We start from the raw sequence: 18913 nt of genomic DNA, 5'->3' as shown, positions 1-18913 counted from the left end.
CAATGACGAGCGCCTGAACGTGTATCTTCAGGCGCAGGTCCATCAGGCTAAGGCGATTACCGCTTCGCCATCACCGCTTCGAGTTCATCGGCGCCACCAATCAATTGGCCGTCGATAAATACCTGAGGGGTTGTGCCTTTGCCAGTTACCGCCTGCAAGGTGCTGTATGACAGGCCACCGGCGCCCAGAGTTATCTCTTCATACTTATAGCCTTTTTGCTGTAGTAGCGTTTTGGCGCGAGTACAATGTGGACACCCGGGTTTTGTGAAGACGCTCACCCGTGCCGGTAAGGTTACATCTGGCTTGATGTAATGCAGCATTGTGTCAGCATCCGATACTTCAAACGGATCGCCCGGCTTGTCTGGCTCAATGAACATTTTTTCAATGGTTCCATCTTTTACCAGCATGGAATAGCGCCAGCTGCGGCCACCAAAGCCTATGTCGCTTTTGCTAACCAGCATTCCGATCTCACGGGTGAAGTCGCCGTTGCCGTCCGGAATAAATTCGATGTTGTCTGCGTGTTGATCTTCTGCCCATGCCTGCATAACGAATGGGTCATTCACCGATAGGCAGATTACACGATCTACACCCAGCTGTTTGAAGACGGGCGCCAGCTCGTTGTATCGCGGTAAGTGGGTGCTTGAGCAGGTGGGTGTAAATGCTCCCGGCAGGGCAAATACAACAACGGTTTGATCGTTAAACAGCTCATTGCTCGTTATCGATTCCCACTCATTATCAACGCGAATGGGAAACGTAACTTGAGGGACTTTTTTACCTTCCGATGAACTTAGCATTTTAAATTCCTTGGAGTTCGTTGGATGAGTTAGTAAGGGAATAATTGGGTGGCCGGAGTTTAGTTTCCGGACCAACCGATCAAAATTGGAACATACACAATCAATAGAAGCACACTGACCAAGGTAAGCAAGTAGGGAATAATTGCGCGAGTGATGCGTTCCAGTGGCAGTTGCGTGATTGAAGAAGCTACGTAAAGGTTGATGGCCACGGGCGGGGTGATCATGCCGATTGCTAAGCCCACAACGATGACGATCCCGAAATGAATAGGGTCGATGCCCAGCTGAAGTACCAGCGGTAGCAATACAGGTGTGAGGATTATCAAAGCGCTGGCGGTTTCAATGAACACACCAGTAAGCAAAATTATTCCTACTACTAACAGCATGATGATGTAGGGGTTAGTGGAGATAGATAACACGGCTTGAGCAATGGCGCCAGGCACCTGCCAGCTGGAAAGCGTCCAGCTCAGCACCGCGGAAGTGGCGATTACCAACATGATCACTGAGGTGGTAATGGCTGAGCGAATCAGAATGCGATATACGTCTTTCAGTTTGAGATCACGATAGATGAACAGAGAGACCAACAGCGCGTAGTTGACGGCCACCACTGCCGCCTCGCTGGGTGTGAAAATGCCTGAAAATATGCCGCCCAGAATGATGACTGGGGTCATTAGCCCCCAGCTCGCGCTTTTGAGTGTGCGCCAAATGGTGCGCAGCGAGAGAGGAGTGCCTTTGGGATATTGGCGTTTGTAAGCCTGAGTGATAGCAATGGCCATTAGCCCCAGCCCCATGGCCAGCCCAGGCAAAAAGCCGTTCAAGAACAACTCAGTTACCGACTGCTGAGCAATGACGGCATAGATAATCATGGGCACGGAAGGCGGAATGACCACCCCAAGGGTGCCACTTGCAGCAATCAGGCTCGCGGCAGACGCCGGGTCATAACCTTTCTTGCGTAATTCCGGCACCAGGCTTGAACCTACTGCGGCGGTAGTTGCTGCCCCGGAGCCTGAGATCGCGGCAAAAAACATCCCTGCCATCACGGATACTAACGACAAGCCTCCACGCAAAAAGCCGAAGAGAGAATCAGCAAAATTAACCAGCCTCTCGCTAACCTTGCCTTGGGCCATCAGGTCGCCGGCAAGGATGAACATGGGAATGGCTACCAGGGCGAACGAGTTAATGCCTTGAAACATTTGCTGAGTGACGACCATCAGCGGCACGTCAGCCTGACTCAGTGCAACCATGGTGCTGGCACCTATCGCCAAAGCAATTGGCACACCAAATAGCATGAGCGCAAAAAATAGCCCAAATAGAAGCAATGTCATTGCGCGGACTCCCCAACACGTTCGCCTTTCACGATCAGCTCTACCAAGTCCACCAAGGCATACCAGCACATTATGGCGGCGCTAAGCGGGATCACGGCGTAAACGTAAGTCATGGAAAGCCGCAATGAGGCAGATTTTTGATAGCTTTGTACCTGCATATAGCGATAGCCAATCACCACAAGTGCTATCAGAAAGGCCAGTACAGCCAGTGTGGCGAGGATGCGTGCGCCTTTTCTAAGCTGAACCGGCAGGGCATCTACCGCAAATGTCACGGCAATGTGCCTGCCGCGTTGAAAGGCCAAAGTGCTGGCTAAAAAGGTAATCCATACCAGTAAAAAGCGGCTGACTTCTTCGGTCCAGCCGACCGCGCTGAATAACACCCGGGACACAATCTGCAGGGTAATCACCCCAATCAGCGCCGCCATGGTTGCAAAGACCACGGGCTGGAGTAGTGCATCCAGCCCGTGCTCAACTCGCTTCAACAACGTTAGCAGCGATCGAGTTGCTTCTGTCACTTACTTTAGAGCCTTCTGAATACGTGGCAGGTAATCACCGAACTGCTTGCCGTACTTTTCATACACCGGAGCCACTGCCGATTGAAAGGCTGCAATATCCGGATTGTCGTTGATCTGCATACCGGCTTCGGTCAGCTCGGCCAGCTGCTTAGACGCCATTTCGGCGTTTACTTTGCGCTCATGCTCGGCGGCCTCTTGAGCGGCCTGAGCTAGCACATCTTGAGCAGCTTCGGGTAGCTTATTCCAAGCTGGCATGCCCATAACAAAAATGGCAGGGGCGTATGTGTGGCGCGAAAGAGTCATGTGGTTCTGAGTCTCGTTGAGCTTGAAGGAGTGAACCACGTTCACCGGGTTTTCCTGCCCATCAATGGTGCCTTGTTGCATTGCGGTCAAAGCTTCTGTCCATGCCATAGGAATAGCGTTGGCGCCCAGCGCGCGGAAAGTATCCACATACACCGGGTTTTCCATCACACGAATGCGTAGGCCGTCCATGTCTTCCGGCTTGTTGACCGCGCGCTCGCTGTTCGTCAGGTTTCGAAAACCACGCTCGGCATAGGCCAAACCTTTCAGGTTAACATCAGAGAGCTTATTCAGGAGTTCCTTGCCGATGGGCCCATCAAGCACATCGTAAGCGGCTTGCGGTGAAGGAAACAAAAACGGAAGCTCGAAAACCGCCATTTCTTCAACAAAGTTAGCGACCGGGCCATTGGTGATCACGCCCATATCAACGGTGCCGATCTGCATGCCTTCCAACAGAGTGCGTTCATCACCCAGTGAAGCGTTAGGGTAAAGCTCAATGCTCACAGCACCTTCGGTGCGCTCTGCAACCAAGTCCTGAAACTTTACAGCAGCAATATGAAATCCATCCTGCTCGTTGACCACGTGTGCCAAGCGCAGAGTGACCGGATCCATGTCGGTAAAGTCGGAAGCAAAAGCGGTGCTGGCTAGAGCCAGAGATAGGCTCAGGGTAAGCGTATTCAAAGTGAGTTTTGTCATTGTAATTTCCTTGGTAAATCAGGCGGTAGCGCTTTTGATGAGCGTGCCTACGCTAAAGATAAAGAACGAACGCTGAGCTTAGTGGATTTCAAACAGAAAATCGATTGGAGAGAAGGCTATCCCAATCACAGCTTTTTCAGCCGAATAAAACAGTGCGCCAGCTTTCATCTTTCAACTATACCGCCTATGTTGAAGTGACAGATATCTGCCGGAACCAACGCACAGGATTCATTTCAGGGAGTGCAATAAGGAAGGGCACCATGAATGGCGTCAGTTGCTCGCAAAATACGAATGTTCCGAGTTCGCAAGAAAACTACAAACGGATCATTCGCTGGATTGGCTGGTTAGTTATCACCGTCGCTGCTCTGGTTATTTTGTCGTGGGTTTTCGATATTGAGGCAGGAAAACGCCTACTGCCAGCCTTCCAATCCATGAAGTTCAATACGGCACTTTGCTTTCTCATCTGTGGCCTTATTCTTCAGCGAATATCGATGCCTGTCAGGGCCGCGGGCCAAGATCCCGTCGTCGCCTTTCTGGCTGTTTTCATACTCTTAATATCGGGGATGACGCTTCTCGAATATGGAATAGGCTGGCAACTGGGCATCGATGAGCTCGTGGTTGAAGACCCTGAAACGCCACCCGAAGAATGGCCGGGGCGCATGTCGGCCGCCACCGCATTGTGCTTCAGTGTGATAGGTGCTGGCTGGCTGGCCACAGTGCTTACGGCTCGCTATGCAGCGCTGGCTCTGCAGGCGCTTGCCTTGCTAGTAATCTTGTTCAGTGGCTCAGCACTCATTGGTTATGCGTTCGGTGTGCACAAGTTCAAGCTGGTTGTTTTCTCCACCATGGCGCTGCACACGTCTTTGCTGTTAGTGCTCTGCGGTGCCTGCATGCTCTTTGCACGGCCTGATGAAAGCCTTATGAGGTCCGCAGCAAGTTCATACATCGGCGGGCGCACCCTGCGTCGACTAATGCCTTTCATTATCGTAACACCGGTGCTAACTGGTTGGCTGAGTATGCAGGGTGTGATGGCGGAATATTATTCGACCGCATTCGGTTTCGCATTGAGCAGTCTCGCTAGCATTTTGGTGCTTGGTTTTGTTGGTTGGCGTGGGGCGGATGCCCTGAACCGCGAAGAGGAACGATTCCGCACAACGATAGACTCATCTCCTGTTGCCACGGTCATGATCGACGACAGTGGCACCATACAAATGGCCAACCGACTCGCGCATTCTTTGTTCCGCTACCCAGCAGGCCAGCTATTGGGTCAGTCGGTAGAGCAGTTGGTTCCTGACAGGGCTCGCCAGGGCCATGTAGGGTATCGCAATGACTACCAGCGCAACCCTGAGCAGCGAATGATGGGGGCTGGCCGAGACCTGTTTGCTTTGCGTCTGGATGGAACGGAGTTTCCGGCCGAAATCGCATTGAACCCTGTGCAAACCGCCGGTGGGCGTCATGTATTGGCTGCGATTGTGGATATTACTGAGCGTGTGGAGGCCAAGCGTAAAATCTTGCGATTGAACCGCATCCACAAAGTTCTTAGCGGAATTAATACACTGATTGTGCGTGTCGAAAGCTGCGAAGCGCTATATGAAGAGGCCACACGAATCACCGTGGAAGAGGGTGACTTACCAGCAGCGCTGATCGTGCAGCAAGACAAAGAAACGGGTAGATGCGACATTCTGTATGCCTACGCTACCGAAGAACGGCTACAGGATCGGCGCTTGTCTAACTTTGAGATTAATACCGTTCGTGAGTGTTTGAACAACCACCGGGTCGTTATTCGTAGTGATTTAGCAGAGCGGTGTGACAGCGTGGATTGTGAAGGCTTGGCTGGCCATGGTGTGCGAGCGCTTGGGGCCTTTCCGTTGACAGCGGGGGACAGTGCTCAAGGCATAGCGTTAGTGCTTTATCGGGATGAGCCGTTTTCGTTTGATGAAGTAGAAATGAAACTGCTTCATGAGGTTGCGGGTGATATCGCATTTGCGATCGACAACTTGGAAAAAAGTCGACAGCTGGAGTATCTGACGCACTTCGACAGTGTGACGGCGCTTCCGAATCGATTGTTGCTGGCCGACCGGTTGCAGCAAGCGTTGTTTCAGGCTGATAGCCAGCAAGGCGTCCTTTGCATTTTGTATGTAAACATAGACCGCTTTAAACAGATCAACGACAGCTTGGGGCACGCTGGTGGTGATGATGTGCTTAGGGAAGTGGCGAAACGGATAGGCTATTGTATCGGCAAGGGCGACACCATATCCCGCTGGGGAGGCGATGAGTTTATCGTATTGCTTCCAGGCCAGAGAGCCGCAGAAGTATCGGATATCGCGAAAAATATAGTGGGTGAGTTGCACTCAGTTATCGTGATGAAAGACGGTCGCGAGCTCTTTGTCTCATGCAGCATGGGCATTGCAGAATACCCGCGTAGCGGGAAGAACATGGATGCGGTGATCAACAGTGCCCGAAGTGCTATGGCAACTATTAAAGCACAGGGTGGCAATGACTATCAGCACTTCGACCCTGTGAGCGATGATACGCGCGGTGATGGTCTTGCCTTGGAAACCTCTTTGCGGCATGCGCTGCGTGAGAACCAGTTCCAGCTGCATTATCAACAACAGATCGAGATTGCCTCTGGGCAAGTTGTGGGTCTGGAAGCCCTTTTGCGTTGGCAACACCCGACGGAGGGTATGATAGCGCCAGACCGCTTTATCCCTTTGGCAGAAAAAACAGGGCTCATCGTTCCAATCGGTGAATGGGTGTTGCGCGAAGCCTGTCGTCAGGGAGCCGCCGGCCCCGGACTAAAAATGGCTGTGAATCTCTCCGCCCGCCAATTTCACCAGAAAAACCTCGTTGGCGTTATTCAACAGATCCTGAAAGAAACCGGCATGCAACCGGCTAACCTGGAACTGGAGATCACCGAAAGCGCTCTGCTATACGACGTTGAATCTGCAATAGAGACAATGACAGAGTTGGCAGGCTTGGGCTTGAGCATTTCTCTGGATGATTTTGGTACGGGATACTCAAGCCTGAGTTATCTCAAGCGCTTCCCCATAGATACCCTCAAGATCGACAAATCCTTCATCGCAGAGGTAACAACAGATTCGGGCAGTAGAGTCATTGTGAATACCATTATCGCCATGGCTCATGCGCTAGAACTTAAGGTTGTTGCGGAGGGCGTGGAAACCGAGGAGCAACTCGTGCTGCTCTATGACCGCGGTTGTGATCAGGCCCAAGGTTACCTGTTTGCCCGACCGCTGCCCTACGATGAAGCGATAAATGCAGGGCGATCTTAACCAAGCCACGGCATTCCCCCCAAACCAGATTGCACCAAAACTGAGCGCCATGCTTTAGGGTGCACGCTTTTGGCTCCTCGCTTTTTGTTTGTAGCTTTTATTTATTCGTTTTTTAATTCTAACCGTTTGAGAAGATTGAGTAATTTAGGTTCTGGAACGGCTCGTGCTGAAAGTGGTTGCGTTATTGACGAACTGCGCCCGGATGCTATCCGGCCTGACCGACCAACTCATCAAAAGCATCTCACGGTATGACAGCTTTTCAGCGGGCAGACTATTTCCACCAGCTAGACCAGGGCTCGGGACACCGCTTCGATTCTGAGCGCCGATGGGCTGCCCGTTTATCGCTCTGTTTTGAGGCGAAAGAAGACGCAGAGAATAGAGACGGTGCTAAACGCGTTACCCGCTTGGTACACCGAAAACATCACGGCCCTCTCAGAGTGCAGCGACCGTTTTATCCGGAAGGGCGTAATGGCTGCTGCCACGTGTACCTGTTGCACCCACCGGGCGGGCTGGTGAGTGGCGATGAGCTTCGTATTGATGCATCGGTGGGTAAGAGTGCACACGTGCTACTGACTACGCCCGCAGCGGCAAAACTCTACAAGGCTGACAGCCATGGAGTTGGCTGGGGCCAGCACACCCGCTTGCAGGTTGCTAACAACGGCATCCTCGAATACCTACCTCAGGAGACGCTCGCCTTTGACGGCTCCAAAGGTGAGCAGAGCACCACCATCGAATTGGAAACCGGCGCAAAGTGTATCGGCTGGGAAATTCTCGCCCTTGGCCGGCCAGCCAGCAATCTGCCGTTTGTCTCCGGCCATCTGGAACAGCGTTTTCGCCTGCTAATGAACGGTCGCCCTCTGTGGCTCGAACGCCAGTTGATGGATCCCGCGCACCCCCGCTTCAAAGGCCACTGGGGTCAGGGCGGCGCTACCGTACAGGCAACCCTCTGGGTGGTCGGCCTTGAAGACGAAGCCGCTGCCCTAGAAGAACTCAGAGAAATCCTGCCCGCCAACCATCGCTGGGCTGTCACCCGCCGCCGTGGCGTAGTGCTGCTGCGCTACCTAGGGCAGGAGAGAAACGAAGCTTGGGCGCTGTGCCAGCAAGTCTGGGAGCTGCTGAGGCCAAGATTAACCGGCCAGCAGGCCATGGTGCCTCGAATATGGCTGACCTGACCTTGGCAGTTGGAACAGGTCGGGAGGAACCGTTCGGGGCACGCTGTGAATACGTCCCTGTACGCTTGACAAAAACACCCCTGTTTTTGACATCCCCGGACGGTTTGCCCCGCTCTGTTCATAAGCATTTGGTATCGGCCTGCTAAGAAATACGAGTTAAACGGAGAACAAAATGGAACTGACACCTAGAGATAAAGACAAGCTGCTGCTATTTACCGCAGCACTGCTAGCCGAGCGCCGCAAAGCCCGCGGCCTCAAACTGAATTACCCCGAAGCCATCGCCCTGATCAGCGCTGAAATCATGGAGGGTGCCAGAGCGGGGCGGTCCGTCGCGGAGTTGATGAGTAGCGGCGCGGACATTCTTACCCGCGAAGACGTCATGGATGGCATCGCCGACATGATCCCGGAAGTGCAGGTGGAAGCCACCTTCCCGGACGGCACCAAGCTTGTCACCGTCCACAACCCGATTGTTTGAGGAGCCAGCCATGATTCCCGGCGAATACCAACTCAAAGACGACGACATAGAACTGTGCGCTGGCCGACCGCGAATCACGCTGGATGTAGCCAACACTGGCGATCGCCCGGTTCAGATCGGCTCTCACTACCACTTCGCCGAGGCGAATCCTGCTCTGATTTTTGATCGCGAAAAAGCAAAGGGCTACCGCCTGGATGTCGCTGCGGGCACGGCCATTCGTTTTGAGCCGGGTCAGTCGCGGCAGGTGACCCTGATTCCCTTTGCTGGCGGTCGTGAGATTTACGGCTTCCGGGGCGACGTGATGGGCAAACTGGAGGCGCAGAAATGAAGATTACAAGGCAGGCATACGCCGACATGTACGGCCCCACCGTTGGCGACCGGGTAAGGCTGGGCGATACCGAACTGTGGATTGAAGTCGAAAAAGACCACACCCATTACGGCGACGAAGTGAAATTCGGCGGCGGTAAAGTTATCCGCGATGGCATGGGCCAGAGCCAGCGTGCCGATGATGCAGTGATGGACACGGTGATCACCAACGCCCTGATTCTGGATTGGTGGGGCATCGTTAAAGCGGATGTAGGCATCCAGAAAGGACGCATCGCCGCTATTGGTAAATCCGGGAACCCGGACACCCAGCCAGATGTTGATATCGTGATCGGCCCAGGCACTGAAATCATCGCAGGCGAAGGCAAAATCCTCACTGCTGGTGGCATCGACCCGCATATTCACTTTATCTGCCCCCAGCAGGTGGAAGAAGCCCTGATGAGCGGCATAACCACCATGCTGGGTGGCGGCACCGGCCCGGCAACCGGCACCAACGCAACCACCTGCACACCCGGTGCCTGGCACATGGGTAAAATGCTGCAGGCGGTAGACAGTCTGCCCATGAACATCGGCTTTCTGGGCAAAGGCAACGCCAGTCTGCCAGAGGCACTGGAACTGCAGATCAAAGCGGGCGCTATCGGCCTCAAATTGCACGAAGACTGGGGCACCACCCCGGCCAGTATTGATAACTGCCTGATTGTGGCTGATAAGTACGACGTGCAGGTTGCTATCCATACCGACACATTGAACGAATCCGGCTTTGTGGAAGACACCCTGGCGGCGTTCAAAGAGCGTTGCATTCACACCTTCCACACCGAAGGTGCGGGTGGTGGCCACGCGCCGGATATCATCACCGCCTGTTCCAAACCCTACGTGTTGCCGTCTTCCACCAACCCCACGCGCCCGTACACGGTGAACACCATCGACGAGCATTTGGACATGTTGATGGTTTGCCACCATCTGGATCCCAACATTCCGGAAGACGTTGCCTTTGCCGACTCCCGCATACGCCGGGAAACCATAGCGGCGGAAGATATTCTTCACGACATGGGTGTGATCTCCATGATCTCCTCCGACTCACAGGCCATGGGCCGGGTAGGGGAGGTGATCTGCCGCACCTGGCAAACGGCTCACAAGATGAAAACCCAGCGCGGTCTGCTGCCGGAAGATGAAGAACTGGGTGCCGACAACTTCCGCGCTAAACGCTACATCGCCAAGTACACCATCAACTCCGCCATTACCCACGGCATCGCGCACGATGTGGGTTCGGTGGAAGTGGGCAAGCTGGCGGATCTGGTGCTCTGGAGCCCGGCATTCTTCGGCGTGAAACCCGCCTGCATCATCAAGGGAGGCATGATTGCCGCTGCGCCCATGGGCGATCCCAATGCGTCGATTCCCACGCCGCAGCCAGTGCACTATCGCCCCATGTTTGGTGCCTTTGGTAAAGCCGCCAGTGCCACCCGCCTGACCTTCGTCAGCAAGGCTGCGCTGGAAGCCGGTATTGGCAAAGAGCTTGGTCTGGACAGCCCCCTCTCTGCCTGCACCAACGTGCGGCAAGTGCGGAAGAGCGATATGAAACTGAACGATGCCTGCCCGCACCTGACCGTAGACCCGCAAACCTACGAAGTGCACGCAGACGGCGAACTACTGACCTGTGAGCCAGCTTCCGAACTGCCGCTGGCGCAACGCTACCACTTATTCTGAGCTGGATGCCGGAGAACCTTATGTTGGAACTGATCAAACGCATCACCAATGTGGAAACCACTGAAATTTTAGACAACCTCACTTTGCCCTACGAACTGCGCATGCGGGGCCGGTTACGCGCCACCACAGAAACCAGCCAGGACGTTGGCCTATTTCTGGACCGTGGCCCGGTATTGCGCGACGGCGACCTGCTGCAAGCCAAAACCGGCGAGGTTATCCGCGTCCGCGCTGCGGAAGAGCCCGTGGTAACCGCTCGTATACATGGCGGCCTACCGTTGGCACGTTTGTGCTACCACCTGGGTAATCGCCATGTTTCCCTCGCCATAGGTGAAGATGAGTTGGGCAGCTGGATTCGCTTTCCGCCAGACCACGTTCTTGAAGAACTGGCTGAGAGGTTAGGCGCTGTGCTTGTTCGCCATACAGCACCCTTCGATCCCGAACCGGGTGCTTATGCGCAGGCCGGAAAAGCCGACGGCGGCCACAGCCATAGCCACGGCCATCATCATGCTCACTCCCACTAACGCCGCATCAGGCGATCTGGCACTGCTGGGCCTGATGCAACTTGTCAGCCCCGCGCTGCCCATAGGTGCCTTTGCCTGGTCCCAAGGGCTGGAAAGCGCCTTTGAACTGGGCTGGGTAAACAACGAAGCCGAGCTGCAAGAATGGCTGGAAGGCGTGCTTGAAGACGGCCTGAGCCGCTGCGAGCTACCGTTGCTGGTGCGCCTGCAACGTGCCTGGGCGGCCGGGGATGCCGACACCATTGCCCAGTGGAACGACTGGCTGCACGCCACCCGGGAAACCGCAGAACTGAGTGACGAAGACACCCGCCTGGGTGCGGCGCTGGTCACCCTGTTGCGCAACCTCGGCTTGCTGCCGGAGGCAAAGCTGATTCCAGACGAACCCGGATACATCACCATGTTCGCCTGGGTAGCCCATTACCGGAAAGTACCCGAGCGCCAGACTTTAATCGGCTTCACCTGGGCCTGGCTGGAAAACCAGCTGGCGGTTGCCTGCAAAGCACTGCCCCTTGGCCACACCGCCGCCCAGCGCATAACCGAACACATGCGCCCCTTATTAGTAACCGCCGTAGAGATCGCCCTGCAGCGGGATGACGAAGAACTTGGCCCCATTCTGCCCGGCCTGGCCCTCGGCAGCGCCTTACACGAAACCCAGTATTCACGGCTTTTCAGAAGCTGAAACATAAAGACATGCACTCCGGAGTATGGAGCGGCGGTCAGTCAGTCCTTCCGGGACTGTCTGCAGCATGGATGCTGCAGTCAAGCGTACAGGGATGTATTTACAGCGTGTCCCGGAAGGACTTACTGATCGACGCAGACGCGGAGTGTTACGAAAGAGGATAAAGCTATGACACATTGTTTGAGAGTTGGAGTCGGCGGCCCGGTCGGTTCCGGAAAAACCGCCCTCTTGCGCCAGTTGTGCAAGGCCCTGAAAGACCACTACGACATCGCCGTAGTCACCAACGACATCTACACCCGTGAAGACGCTGACTTCCTGCTGAAACACGACGCCCTGCCAGCCGACCGCATCCTCGGCGTGGAAACCGGCGGCTGCCCCCACACCGCCATCCGCGAAGATGCCTCCATGAACCTGGCCGCCATCGACGACCTGCAAAGCCGACACCCCAACTTAGAACTGGTACTGGTGGAATCCGGTGGCGACAACCTTTCTGCCACCTTCAGCCCGGAACTGAGCGACCTCACTCTCTACGTGATCGACGTATCCGCCGGCGACAAAATCCCCCGCAAAGGCGGCCCCGGCATCACCAAATCCGATCTGCTGATCATCAACAAAATCGACATTGCCGAACAGGTACACGCCTCCCTCGACGTGATGGAGCGGGACAGCAAAAAAATGCGCGGCGAACGCCCTTTTGTGTTTACCAACCTGTACGACGGGGTAGGGCTGGAAACCATTATCAGCTTCATTCTTGAGCGCGGCATGCTGCCGGAACGACGCCCCGAAAAACTTGCCGAAACAGCCTGAGCCAACCGAATCCGAACGAATTCAGAACCACCAGGAGAAATACCATGAAACTCACAGCCAAACTCCTTACCGCCGCCGCGCTGCTGACCGCCTTCGCCTCTGCCATGGCCCACCCCGGCCATGCTGAAGGTGGATTCACCAGCGGCCTGTTGCACCCCATGCTGGGCCTGGACCACCTGCTGGCCATGGCCGCTATCGGTTTCTGGAGCGTGCGCCAGAACAAACTCATGAAAAACGCCACCCCGGCCTTCGTGATCGGCGGCATGATCCTTGGCGCAGCCCTCGCTTGGGGAGGCCTGAGCCTGCCCGGCGTTGAAACCGGTATCGCACTCTCGGTGCTGCTGGCCGGTATTCTTATAGCCACCATGGCCAAGCTTCCCACCGCTGTAGGCGGAACACTGGTCGCGGCCTTTATGGTATTCCACGGCTTTGCCCACGGCACCGAAATGCCGGCTGGCTCCGCGCTTGTGGCATACCTGACTGGCTTCTCCATTGGCACGCTGGCACTTACCTTTGTAGGCCGGGGACTTGGTGCTTTGATGCAGAAAGCGGATAACCGGTTTGGCCGATGGCTGGGTGGTGTGGTTGCTGCGATTGGAGCTGTACTGGCGGCAGGGTAACCGTTTTGGCTTAAAAACAGAGTAAGGCGGAAAGCTGTGCGGGATGATCGCACAGCTTTTTTTGTGGGCTGAGAGTCAGATTTTTTTTGTGGTGGGGAAGACAGGTAGGGCTTGAATCGTCTAAGGTAATTAGTCAATTCTATTGAAGCATCGTTTGTTACGGATAACAGCAATGGATATTTTAGCACCCAATCAGTTCTTGCTTGTCCTCTGGTATTCTTTGCCCCTCGTGCTGATCGTAAATATCTTGCACTCTCTCTGTTTTAAGGGGCTTCTGCTCGATTTAACGCTAGAGCAATTGCTCGCCTGTATTTCTATAAAGTTCTTGGGCGTGTTGGGGCGGGGTAAGTGGGTATAATTAATTTCATAAGTCATTGTAAAATAATTTCACCTTTTAAAGTGGTGCTTTAAAATATTTGATGATTTCAGGGTTTATTTTTTAGAAAAGGTGAGTGAGTTTTATTTTAGCGGGTTTCTCGGTTGTGCAAATGTTTATTTATTATCTTTAGGATGTTTATAATATTCTTGGATGATTTTAGGCTTTCGGCGGTTTAGAAAGTGCACTTGTTTTTTTCGACTCTAATAGTGAAGGTGTAATTAAATGAAAGGCAATGTTTTAGGGGATATTAGGGCTGAGCAGGATACAACAATGCTCGACAATGCTTTTTGGGAGTCGTCGGACTATAGGTCTTTGTTGGAGTCCTATGATAGGCCAATTGTTGTTGGTCGGCGAGGTACAGGGAAGAGTGCGCTGGCGTACAGGCTGGCAAAACATTGGGCTGGAAAGCCAAAAACACAGATCATAAAAATATCGCCAGAAGAAGAACAGGTTATAGGTCTTAGAGACATTTTTGAACAGTTTGGTGGAAAGTATTTGCATATAAAAGCTGGCACAAAAATGGCGTGGCGATATTCCATATATATGGAGATAATTGTAGAGATTGCAAATCATTATAAGTTTAAGTCAAATCTAGATTTAAGTCATATTCGGGATCACTATTTATCTTGGGGGAGTAGGCGGCAAAGTATTTCATCAAAGATTCGTCGAAAATTAAAAGATATTTTTGATGGTTCAGAATCAACTCAGTCAAGAATTGCGGAGCTCTCTGACAAGCTTGAGTTGGAATTAATTGAAGAAGTTCTTTTGGAAGCCTTAGAGAAGTCCAATGTTCAGTATGTGGTGTTTGCGGACAGGCTAGATGAAGGTTATAGCCCAGACAATCTCGGCGTGGCGATAATTGATGGTTTTGTTCAAGCGGCAATTGACATTAAGTCCCGGTTGAACGAGCGAGTTATTGCTTTTGCATTCGTGAGAGATAATATATATAGAGCGATATCTGCTTTAGATCCAGATTTCACAAGAAATATTGAAGGGCAGACGTTGCGCTTGCACTGGGATGAATACAACCTATTTAATTTGGTCTGTAATCGTATAAAGATCGCTTTTGGTTGTACTCAAGAAAATAGTGTTCGGATCTGGAATCAATACGCAGTCCGAGAATTAAAAGGAAGAGAAGGTTTTAGATTGGCTCTTAAACTGACACTCTACCGACCAAGAGATATTTTGGTATTGCTTAATGAAGCGTTTCTCCGTGCAAACTCTCACGGGAGAAAAGAAATTGTTTTGGAGGATATTGATTCTACAGCTAAGACTATATCAATAAATCGTTTGAATGATTTGCACAAAGAGTATGAGTATATATTTCCTTCTCTAGATGAGTTTACTCGCTCGTTTTATGGGTCTGATTCCGAAATTACGGTTACTGACGCTATTGATAGAATTGATCCAATTCTAAAAAATGATCGGCTCGAAAAAAACAAGCAGCGTGATATATTTCTTTTTGATGATGCAAGGCAAGTATTGCAAAGATTATACAGTGTCGGATTTTTTGGGATTCATAACGAGCAGTCTGCTTCTTTCGTTTTTTGTCATGATGGAAAAGACCCAGATCGGGAGTTTACAGGTGGTACTCGTTTGCTTTTGCATCCGTGTTATTGGTTAGCATTATCAACTACGCGTTCTAACATGAACTTGGAGGAAGCCGAAGATATTCATGATGAATATGATATAGAAATTGCTTCTGAAACTAAAAACCAAAGAAATCAAAGGATAGAGGCTTTGGTTAAGGAATTGAGCGAGATAAATGAAGGGCAAGAAGGAGCGCACGATTTTGAAGCTTGGTGCTTAAAGGCGGTCAAGATAATTTTCGCCGGTACACTGTGCAATGTTGAGTTACATCCAAATAAAAATGCTCTTCAACAAAGAGATATAGTTGCCACAAACTTAGAAGAAAGCAAGTTTTGGCGAAGAGTATTTAAAGATTATAAGTCGAGACAGGTGATATTTGAAGTAAAGAATTTTAAGGATTTAGGGTCTTCTGAATATCGTCAATTGCACTCGTATTTATGTAATGATTATGGTAATTTTGCCTTCATTGTAACTCGATCTCTAAATAATAATTTGGAGAAGGGTAGGGAGCTGAATTGGGCGCGAGAGCTCTATTCTGACCATAAAAAAGTAGTTATAAAGCTATCAGCAAAGTTTTTGGAAAAGCATCTTAAAAAGCTAAGGAATCCTCAGAAACATGATGCTTTAGAAAAAGAGCTGAATGCCTTGTTAGATACTTATGTCAGGACATATTTTCCTAATAAGTGTAAGTAGTTTTAGAAGTATCGGGACAGATTTATTCTCTGATGCTTTGCGGAGGATCTGATTTGAACAATGGCCGACGGTTTTTGGCAATGCTGCTCTTGCTTATTTCGCTAACGGCTTACGGAGCGGAGATGAACAATCTGGGCGACTATCAATGGAAAAGCCGGCTGATCCTGATTCAGTCAGCGTCGGAAACGGAGGGTGCTGTTGAAAGCCTTAGAGATGCCCATGCCGAACTGGATGACCGTGACATTATCTGGTTCGTGAACACCGGGGCTGGTCTGGTCTCAAATCAGGCAAGGGTGTCCGGTGGTGTTGAGCACGACGTCAACGAACTGTTTGCAAAGGTCCGCTCTGAAGATCGGGTGCTGCTGATCGGGAAAGACGGTGGTATCAAAAGCCGCGAGCCCAGTCTCGATCTTGAGGCTATTTTCCGCCGAACCGACGCTATGCCAATGCGCATTCGTGAGATGCGTACAGATTGAGCTAATCGCCCCCTTTGCTCGCCGCTGTATTGGTGGTTGGTTCTCTGTGGATCAAATTTGGGGAAAGGTTTTTCTACAGCCTCGTTAAACATAGGACGAGATAGTGTTGAGAAAACTGTTTGAAGAAAAGGTGTACGTAAAGGTTTCGCGGAACCGCTTTGAGATCATGAAGGTGTCCGGTGAGCCTGTTGTCGAAGTCGTTTGTTCTCCGGAACCGTTCAGCACATCCCGCCTACTGATTGGAGAGTTCGTAAGGGCCGAGCATGAATTGCTCAATGGCATAAAGAGGGTGCTTCCGAAAAAACTTATAAAACGAAGCCCGGCTGTACTAATGCACCCTATTGAGATGATCGAAGGCGGATTGTCTGAAGTTGAGGTGAAAGTGCTTCGGGAAGTTGCCTTTGGGGCTGGTGCTCATAGGGTCGAGCTTTGGGAGGGGGAAGAGTTATCTCCTCGGCAGGCTTATGAAAAACTGGAAAGTGCATAACCAGCGAAAACCTGGACCTATTATTTCCCTGGCTCTAATCGGGCGGGTGAGGGCTGATAGGTAAGTAAAGTGTCGGTTCCAATTCAGGCTAAGGGATGACGTGCGGCGGCTACTGTCTTAGCAGGCATTTTCGGGAATACTCCAGACTCAATTCCCGTCTTTCACGCTTGAGCCGGTTCATATATTGAGCAGAGCCACCTCGTCTCAGGAGAGAATCGTAGTGATCGATTCGTTCACTAAGGCGCCCACAGTATTCTTCGTGTTCTTTTTCTTCTTCAGCCTTTAGCCTTTCCTCACGCTGACGATCCCTTATCGCCTGCTGTTTCCGATAAGTTGTTTGTGCGGATGTTGAAGAGGAGCCAGCTATGTTCAAGACGTCGGAACTATCTTGCCCAGAGAAACGCTCATAACGAGCGCAAGCGGCGTCCCGGTATTGTTTGCTCTGTTTGGTACCGTCCTTTCTATACTCAGCATTCCAGAAACGACACATTTCTAAACTGGACCGGATAGCGGATAGGTTTCTCTCTCGCTCTGGGGATGAATTGGAGGGTCGGGACCGAGGCGCTTTAGTGTTGGAAGAGCGTGGCGTAACGGTCATGGGCTGTATGTCTGAAAGGCGTGACTGGGGAACGCCCTTTGAGGGGGTGGCAGGTTCAGAACTGCTTCGAGGAGAAGCAAGCGGGGCCACGAAGAGGGAGTGCAGCCCCATCTCGTAGAGCATCATCTGCCCGTGATCAGACTTGAAATAGAAGTAGGCACCGGCCAAAAGGAAGAGTGTCAGTAGATTGGCTACCAGTACAGCGAGGACAGTCCCTGTAAATCTCAAAACCAGCTCCTTTGATCCTGTAAACATAGTTCTAGTGTACGAGCATAATAGCGATTAGCTCGAAGGATTGGCAGGCAGCAATTGCTGGCGCCGGCCTTAGTTAATTTTTAGCAGTGCATCTTCGATGTCGCTGCTGTCTTTCGGGCGGACGACCCGCGCTATCTCTTCACCATCCTTCAAAAAAATCAGGGTCGGCCAGAGCTTAACGCCAAACGTCCGCCCCAATCTGCGGCCTTTGCCATCCTCAACCTTCACATGCGAAATGTCTGGGTGATTGTCCATTGCCGCCTTGATGTCCGCCTGAGCACTCTGGCAGATCCCGCACCAGTTGGTGCCGAATTCGATCACCATTGGGCCGGTGGTCTGGTCCAGTTCATCCCGGCTCAGGGTTTCGGGTGTATATCGGCTGGTGTAGGACATGGTGTCTCCCGGTTGGAGTATCCGTCTGGAAAATTAATTTGTTCCGGTTTTCTCTGAAGAGCGGCTCAGATTCATTTTTCGGGGCTTCGGATATAGAATACGCTCTTATCTCGTACACTTATCTCGAAGAGTTCACTGGCTCGTATAAGATCGCTCAGCTTCTTGTAGCCGTAGTTCACAGGCGAAAAGGAGCTGTTATTGGAAATGTACTGGCCAACCTTGCCTAGATGGGCCCAGCCATCGTCATCAGCAGTTTGTTCCACCGCAGTTCGCAGAGTCCGCACTAAGACGGTATCGCCCCGCAGTTTGTTCCGCTCCCACTTGATTTCAACGGGTGGTTTTGGCGCGCTGGCGTTATCGGGCTCCTCGGATTCTTCGCGCAGGTTCTCTGTGTAGATGAATTGCGAACAGGCGTTGACGAAGGGCATGGGAGTTTTGCGCTCGCCGAAGCCGAAGACTGGCAGACCGGCTTCAAGAATCCGCATCACCAGGGGCGTAAAGTCTGAGTCGCTTGTCATGAGAGCGAATGCATTTACGTTTCCGCTGTAGAGTAAATCCATGGCGTCTATGATCATTGAGGCGTCAGTGGCGTTTTTGCCAGTCGTGTAGGCAAACTGCTGAACAGGCCGAATGGCATTAGCGTGAAGCTTTTCGATCCAGCCACCCAGCTGTGGACCGTTCCAGTTTCCGTGGGCATGGCGCACGTTAACAGCTCCGTACTTGGCAAGCTCCTGCAAGACCCCTTCGATAGATTGGTGGCTAACGTTGTCACAGTCGATGAGTAGAGCGATTTTGTAGTTGCTGTTCATGTTCTTTGAGCAGTCCT

Annotated in this window: 18 protein-coding genes; 12 read left to right on the top strand and 6 right to left on the bottom strand. The window is 52.1% G+C overall.

The genetic code is table 11. The annotated features are described in order from the left end of the window. Positions 1-56: 56 nt before the first annotated feature. The 4 genes from KO508_RS06075 to KO508_RS06060 are packed head-to-tail and all read right to left on the bottom strand — an operon-like array spanning position 57 to position 3627. Positions 57-794 (bottom strand): glutathione peroxidase, encoded by a 738-nt coding sequence (locus tag KO508_RS06075; RefSeq protein WP_216007461.1) that lies wholly within the window; start codon positions 792-794, stop codon positions 57-59. Between the two features lie 59 nt (positions 795-853). Then, on the bottom strand, positions 854-2116 hold the full coding sequence (locus tag KO508_RS06070) for a TRAP transporter large permease (RefSeq protein ID WP_216007460.1): 1263 nt from the start codon (positions 2114-2116) through the stop codon (positions 854-856). Continuing rightward, positions 2113-2631, bottom strand: a complete 519-nt coding sequence (locus KO508_RS06065) for a TRAP transporter small permease (protein ID WP_216007459.1) — start codon at positions 2629-2631, stop codon at positions 2113-2115. The genes KO508_RS06070 and KO508_RS06065 overlap by 4 nt, the downstream gene beginning before the upstream one ends. Next, positions 2632-3627, bottom strand: a complete 996-nt coding sequence (locus tag KO508_RS06060) for a TRAP transporter substrate-binding protein (RefSeq protein WP_216007458.1) — start codon at positions 3625-3627, stop codon at positions 2632-2634. It abuts the gene before it with no gap. Between the two features lie 260 nt (positions 3628-3887). Between KO508_RS06060 and KO508_RS06055 the strand changes: the two genes are divergently transcribed. From KO508_RS06055 to KO508_RS06000, 12 genes are all read left to right on the top strand, one after another. Further along, positions 3888-6917: a sensor domain-containing protein gene (locus tag KO508_RS06055; RefSeq protein ID WP_216007457.1), complete on the top strand. Its 3030-nt coding sequence runs from the start codon at positions 3888-3890 to the stop codon at positions 6915-6917. 248 nt (positions 6918-7165) lie between these two features. Then, positions 7166-8089, top strand: coding sequence for an urease accessory protein UreD (locus KO508_RS06050; protein WP_216007456.1), 924 nt, complete (start codon positions 7166-7168; stop codon positions 8087-8089). 172 nt (positions 8090-8261) lie between these two features. Next, positions 8262-8564, top strand: coding sequence for an urease subunit gamma (gene ureA / locus KO508_RS06045; RefSeq protein ID WP_200367259.1), 303 nt, complete (start codon positions 8262-8264; stop codon positions 8562-8564). Between the two features lie 10 nt (positions 8565-8574). Next, positions 8575-8892, top strand: coding sequence for an urease subunit beta (locus KO508_RS06040; RefSeq protein WP_216007455.1), 318 nt, complete (start codon positions 8575-8577; stop codon positions 8890-8892). Continuing rightward, positions 8889-10592, top strand: a complete 1704-nt coding sequence (gene ureC / locus KO508_RS06035) for an urease subunit alpha (RefSeq protein ID WP_216007454.1) — start codon at positions 8889-8891, stop codon at positions 10590-10592. The genes KO508_RS06040 and ureC overlap by 4 nt, the downstream gene beginning before the upstream one ends. A 20-nt stretch (positions 10593-10612) precedes the next feature. After that, entirely contained in the window at positions 10613-11113 is a 501-nt protein-coding gene (ureE, locus tag KO508_RS06030; RefSeq protein ID WP_216007453.1) for an urease accessory protein UreE, read from the top strand. Beyond that, positions 11097-11789 carry an urease accessory protein UreF gene (locus KO508_RS06025; RefSeq protein ID WP_216007452.1) on the top strand — a complete coding sequence of 231 codons (693 nt, stop codon included), beginning with the start codon at positions 11097-11099 and terminating at the stop codon, positions 11787-11789. Before ureE ends, KO508_RS06025 begins: the two co-directional genes overlap by 17 nt. Before the next feature lie 168 nt (positions 11790-11957). Then, positions 11958-12596: an urease accessory protein UreG gene (gene ureG / locus KO508_RS06020; protein WP_216007451.1), complete on the top strand. Its 639-nt coding sequence runs from the start codon at positions 11958-11960 to the stop codon at positions 12594-12596. A 44-nt stretch (positions 12597-12640) separates the two neighbouring features. Continuing rightward, positions 12641-13216 (top strand): HupE/UreJ family protein, encoded by a 576-nt coding sequence (locus tag KO508_RS06015; RefSeq protein WP_216007450.1) that lies wholly within the window; start codon positions 12641-12643, stop codon positions 13214-13216. 601 nt (positions 13217-13817) lie between these two features. Then, the gene (locus tag KO508_RS18810; protein ID WP_252737946.1) at positions 13818-15878 is read left to right on the top strand and encodes a P-loop ATPase, Sll1717 family; all 2061 of its coding nucleotides are present in this window, start codon (positions 13818-13820) and stop codon (positions 15876-15878) included. Positions 15879-15931: 53 nt separating this feature from the next. Next, entirely contained in the window at positions 15932-16354 is a 423-nt protein-coding gene (locus KO508_RS06005) for a DUF4174 domain-containing protein (protein ID WP_252737945.1), read from the top strand. 103 nt (positions 16355-16457) lie between these two features. After that, entirely contained in the window at positions 16458-16841 is a 384-nt protein-coding gene (locus KO508_RS06000) for a hypothetical protein (protein ID WP_216007448.1), read from the top strand. Positions 16842-17763: 922 nt separating this feature from the next. On the opposite strand, the gene KO508_RS05995 is transcribed toward KO508_RS06000, so the two are convergent. Together KO508_RS05995 and KO508_RS05990 are read right to left on the bottom strand one after the other, a co-directional pair. Beyond that, positions 17764-18087 (bottom strand): thioredoxin family protein, encoded by a 324-nt coding sequence (locus tag KO508_RS05995; protein ID WP_216007447.1) that lies wholly within the window; start codon positions 18085-18087, stop codon positions 17764-17766. A gap of 71 nt (positions 18088-18158) precedes the next feature. Next, positions 18159-18896, bottom strand: coding sequence for an NYN domain-containing protein (locus KO508_RS05990; RefSeq protein WP_216007446.1), 738 nt, complete (start codon positions 18894-18896; stop codon positions 18159-18161). Between the last annotated feature and the right edge of the window lie 17 nt (positions 18897-18913).

The organism is Marinobacter salexigens (assembly GCF_018860765.1).
GTDB classification, from domain to species: Bacteria; Pseudomonadota; Gammaproteobacteria; order Pseudomonadales; family Oleiphilaceae; genus Marinobacter; species Marinobacter salexigens_A.
The sequence above is the reverse complement of the archived record's forward strand: the minus strand, read 5'-3'. Positions and strand labels throughout refer to the sequence as shown.

What these genes read in the sequence shown, in the direction of transcription:
- KO508_RS06075 (WP_216007461.1), bottom strand. Translation starts at nt 794, where the DNA reads ATGCTAAGTTCATCGGAAGGTAAAAAAGTCCCTCAAGTTACGTTTCCC.
- KO508_RS06070 (WP_216007460.1), bottom strand. Translation starts at nt 2,116, where the DNA reads ATGACATTGCTTCTATTTGGGCTATTTTTTGCGCTCATGCTATTTGGT.
- KO508_RS06060 (WP_216007458.1), bottom strand. Translation starts at nt 3,627, where the DNA reads ATGACAAAACTCACTTTGAATACGCTTACCCTGAGCCTATCTCTGGCT.
- KO508_RS06055 (WP_216007457.1), top strand. Translation starts at nt 3,888, where the DNA reads ATGAATGGCGTCAGTTGCTCGCAAAATACGAATGTTCCGAGTTCGCAA.
- KO508_RS06050 (WP_216007456.1), top strand. Translation starts at nt 7,166, where the DNA reads ATGACAGCTTTTCAGCGGGCAGACTATTTCCACCAGCTAGACCAGGGC.
- ureA (WP_200367259.1), top strand. Translation starts at nt 8,262, where the DNA reads ATGGAACTGACACCTAGAGATAAAGACAAGCTGCTGCTATTTACCGCA.
- KO508_RS06040 (WP_216007455.1), top strand. Translation starts at nt 8,575, where the DNA reads ATGATTCCCGGCGAATACCAACTCAAAGACGACGACATAGAACTGTGC.
- ureC (WP_216007454.1), top strand. Translation starts at nt 8,889, where the DNA reads ATGAAGATTACAAGGCAGGCATACGCCGACATGTACGGCCCCACCGTT.
- ureE (WP_216007453.1), top strand. Translation starts at nt 10,613, where the DNA reads ATGTTGGAACTGATCAAACGCATCACCAATGTGGAAACCACTGAAATT.
- KO508_RS06025 (WP_216007452.1), top strand. Translation starts at nt 11,097, where the DNA reads ATGCTCACTCCCACTAACGCCGCATCAGGCGATCTGGCACTGCTGGGC.
- ureG (WP_216007451.1), top strand. Translation starts at nt 11,958, where the DNA reads ATGACACATTGTTTGAGAGTTGGAGTCGGCGGCCCGGTCGGTTCCGGA.
- KO508_RS06015 (WP_216007450.1), top strand. Translation starts at nt 12,641, where the DNA reads ATGAAACTCACAGCCAAACTCCTTACCGCCGCCGCGCTGCTGACCGCC.
- KO508_RS18810 (WP_252737946.1), top strand. Translation starts at nt 13,818, where the DNA reads ATGAAAGGCAATGTTTTAGGGGATATTAGGGCTGAGCAGGATACAACA.
- KO508_RS05995 (WP_216007447.1), bottom strand. Translation starts at nt 18,087, where the DNA reads ATGTCCTACACCAGCCGATATACACCCGAAACCCTGAGCCGGGATGAA.
- KO508_RS05990 (WP_216007446.1), bottom strand. Translation starts at nt 18,896, where the DNA reads ATGAACAGCAACTACAAAATCGCTCTACTCATCGACTGTGACAACGTT.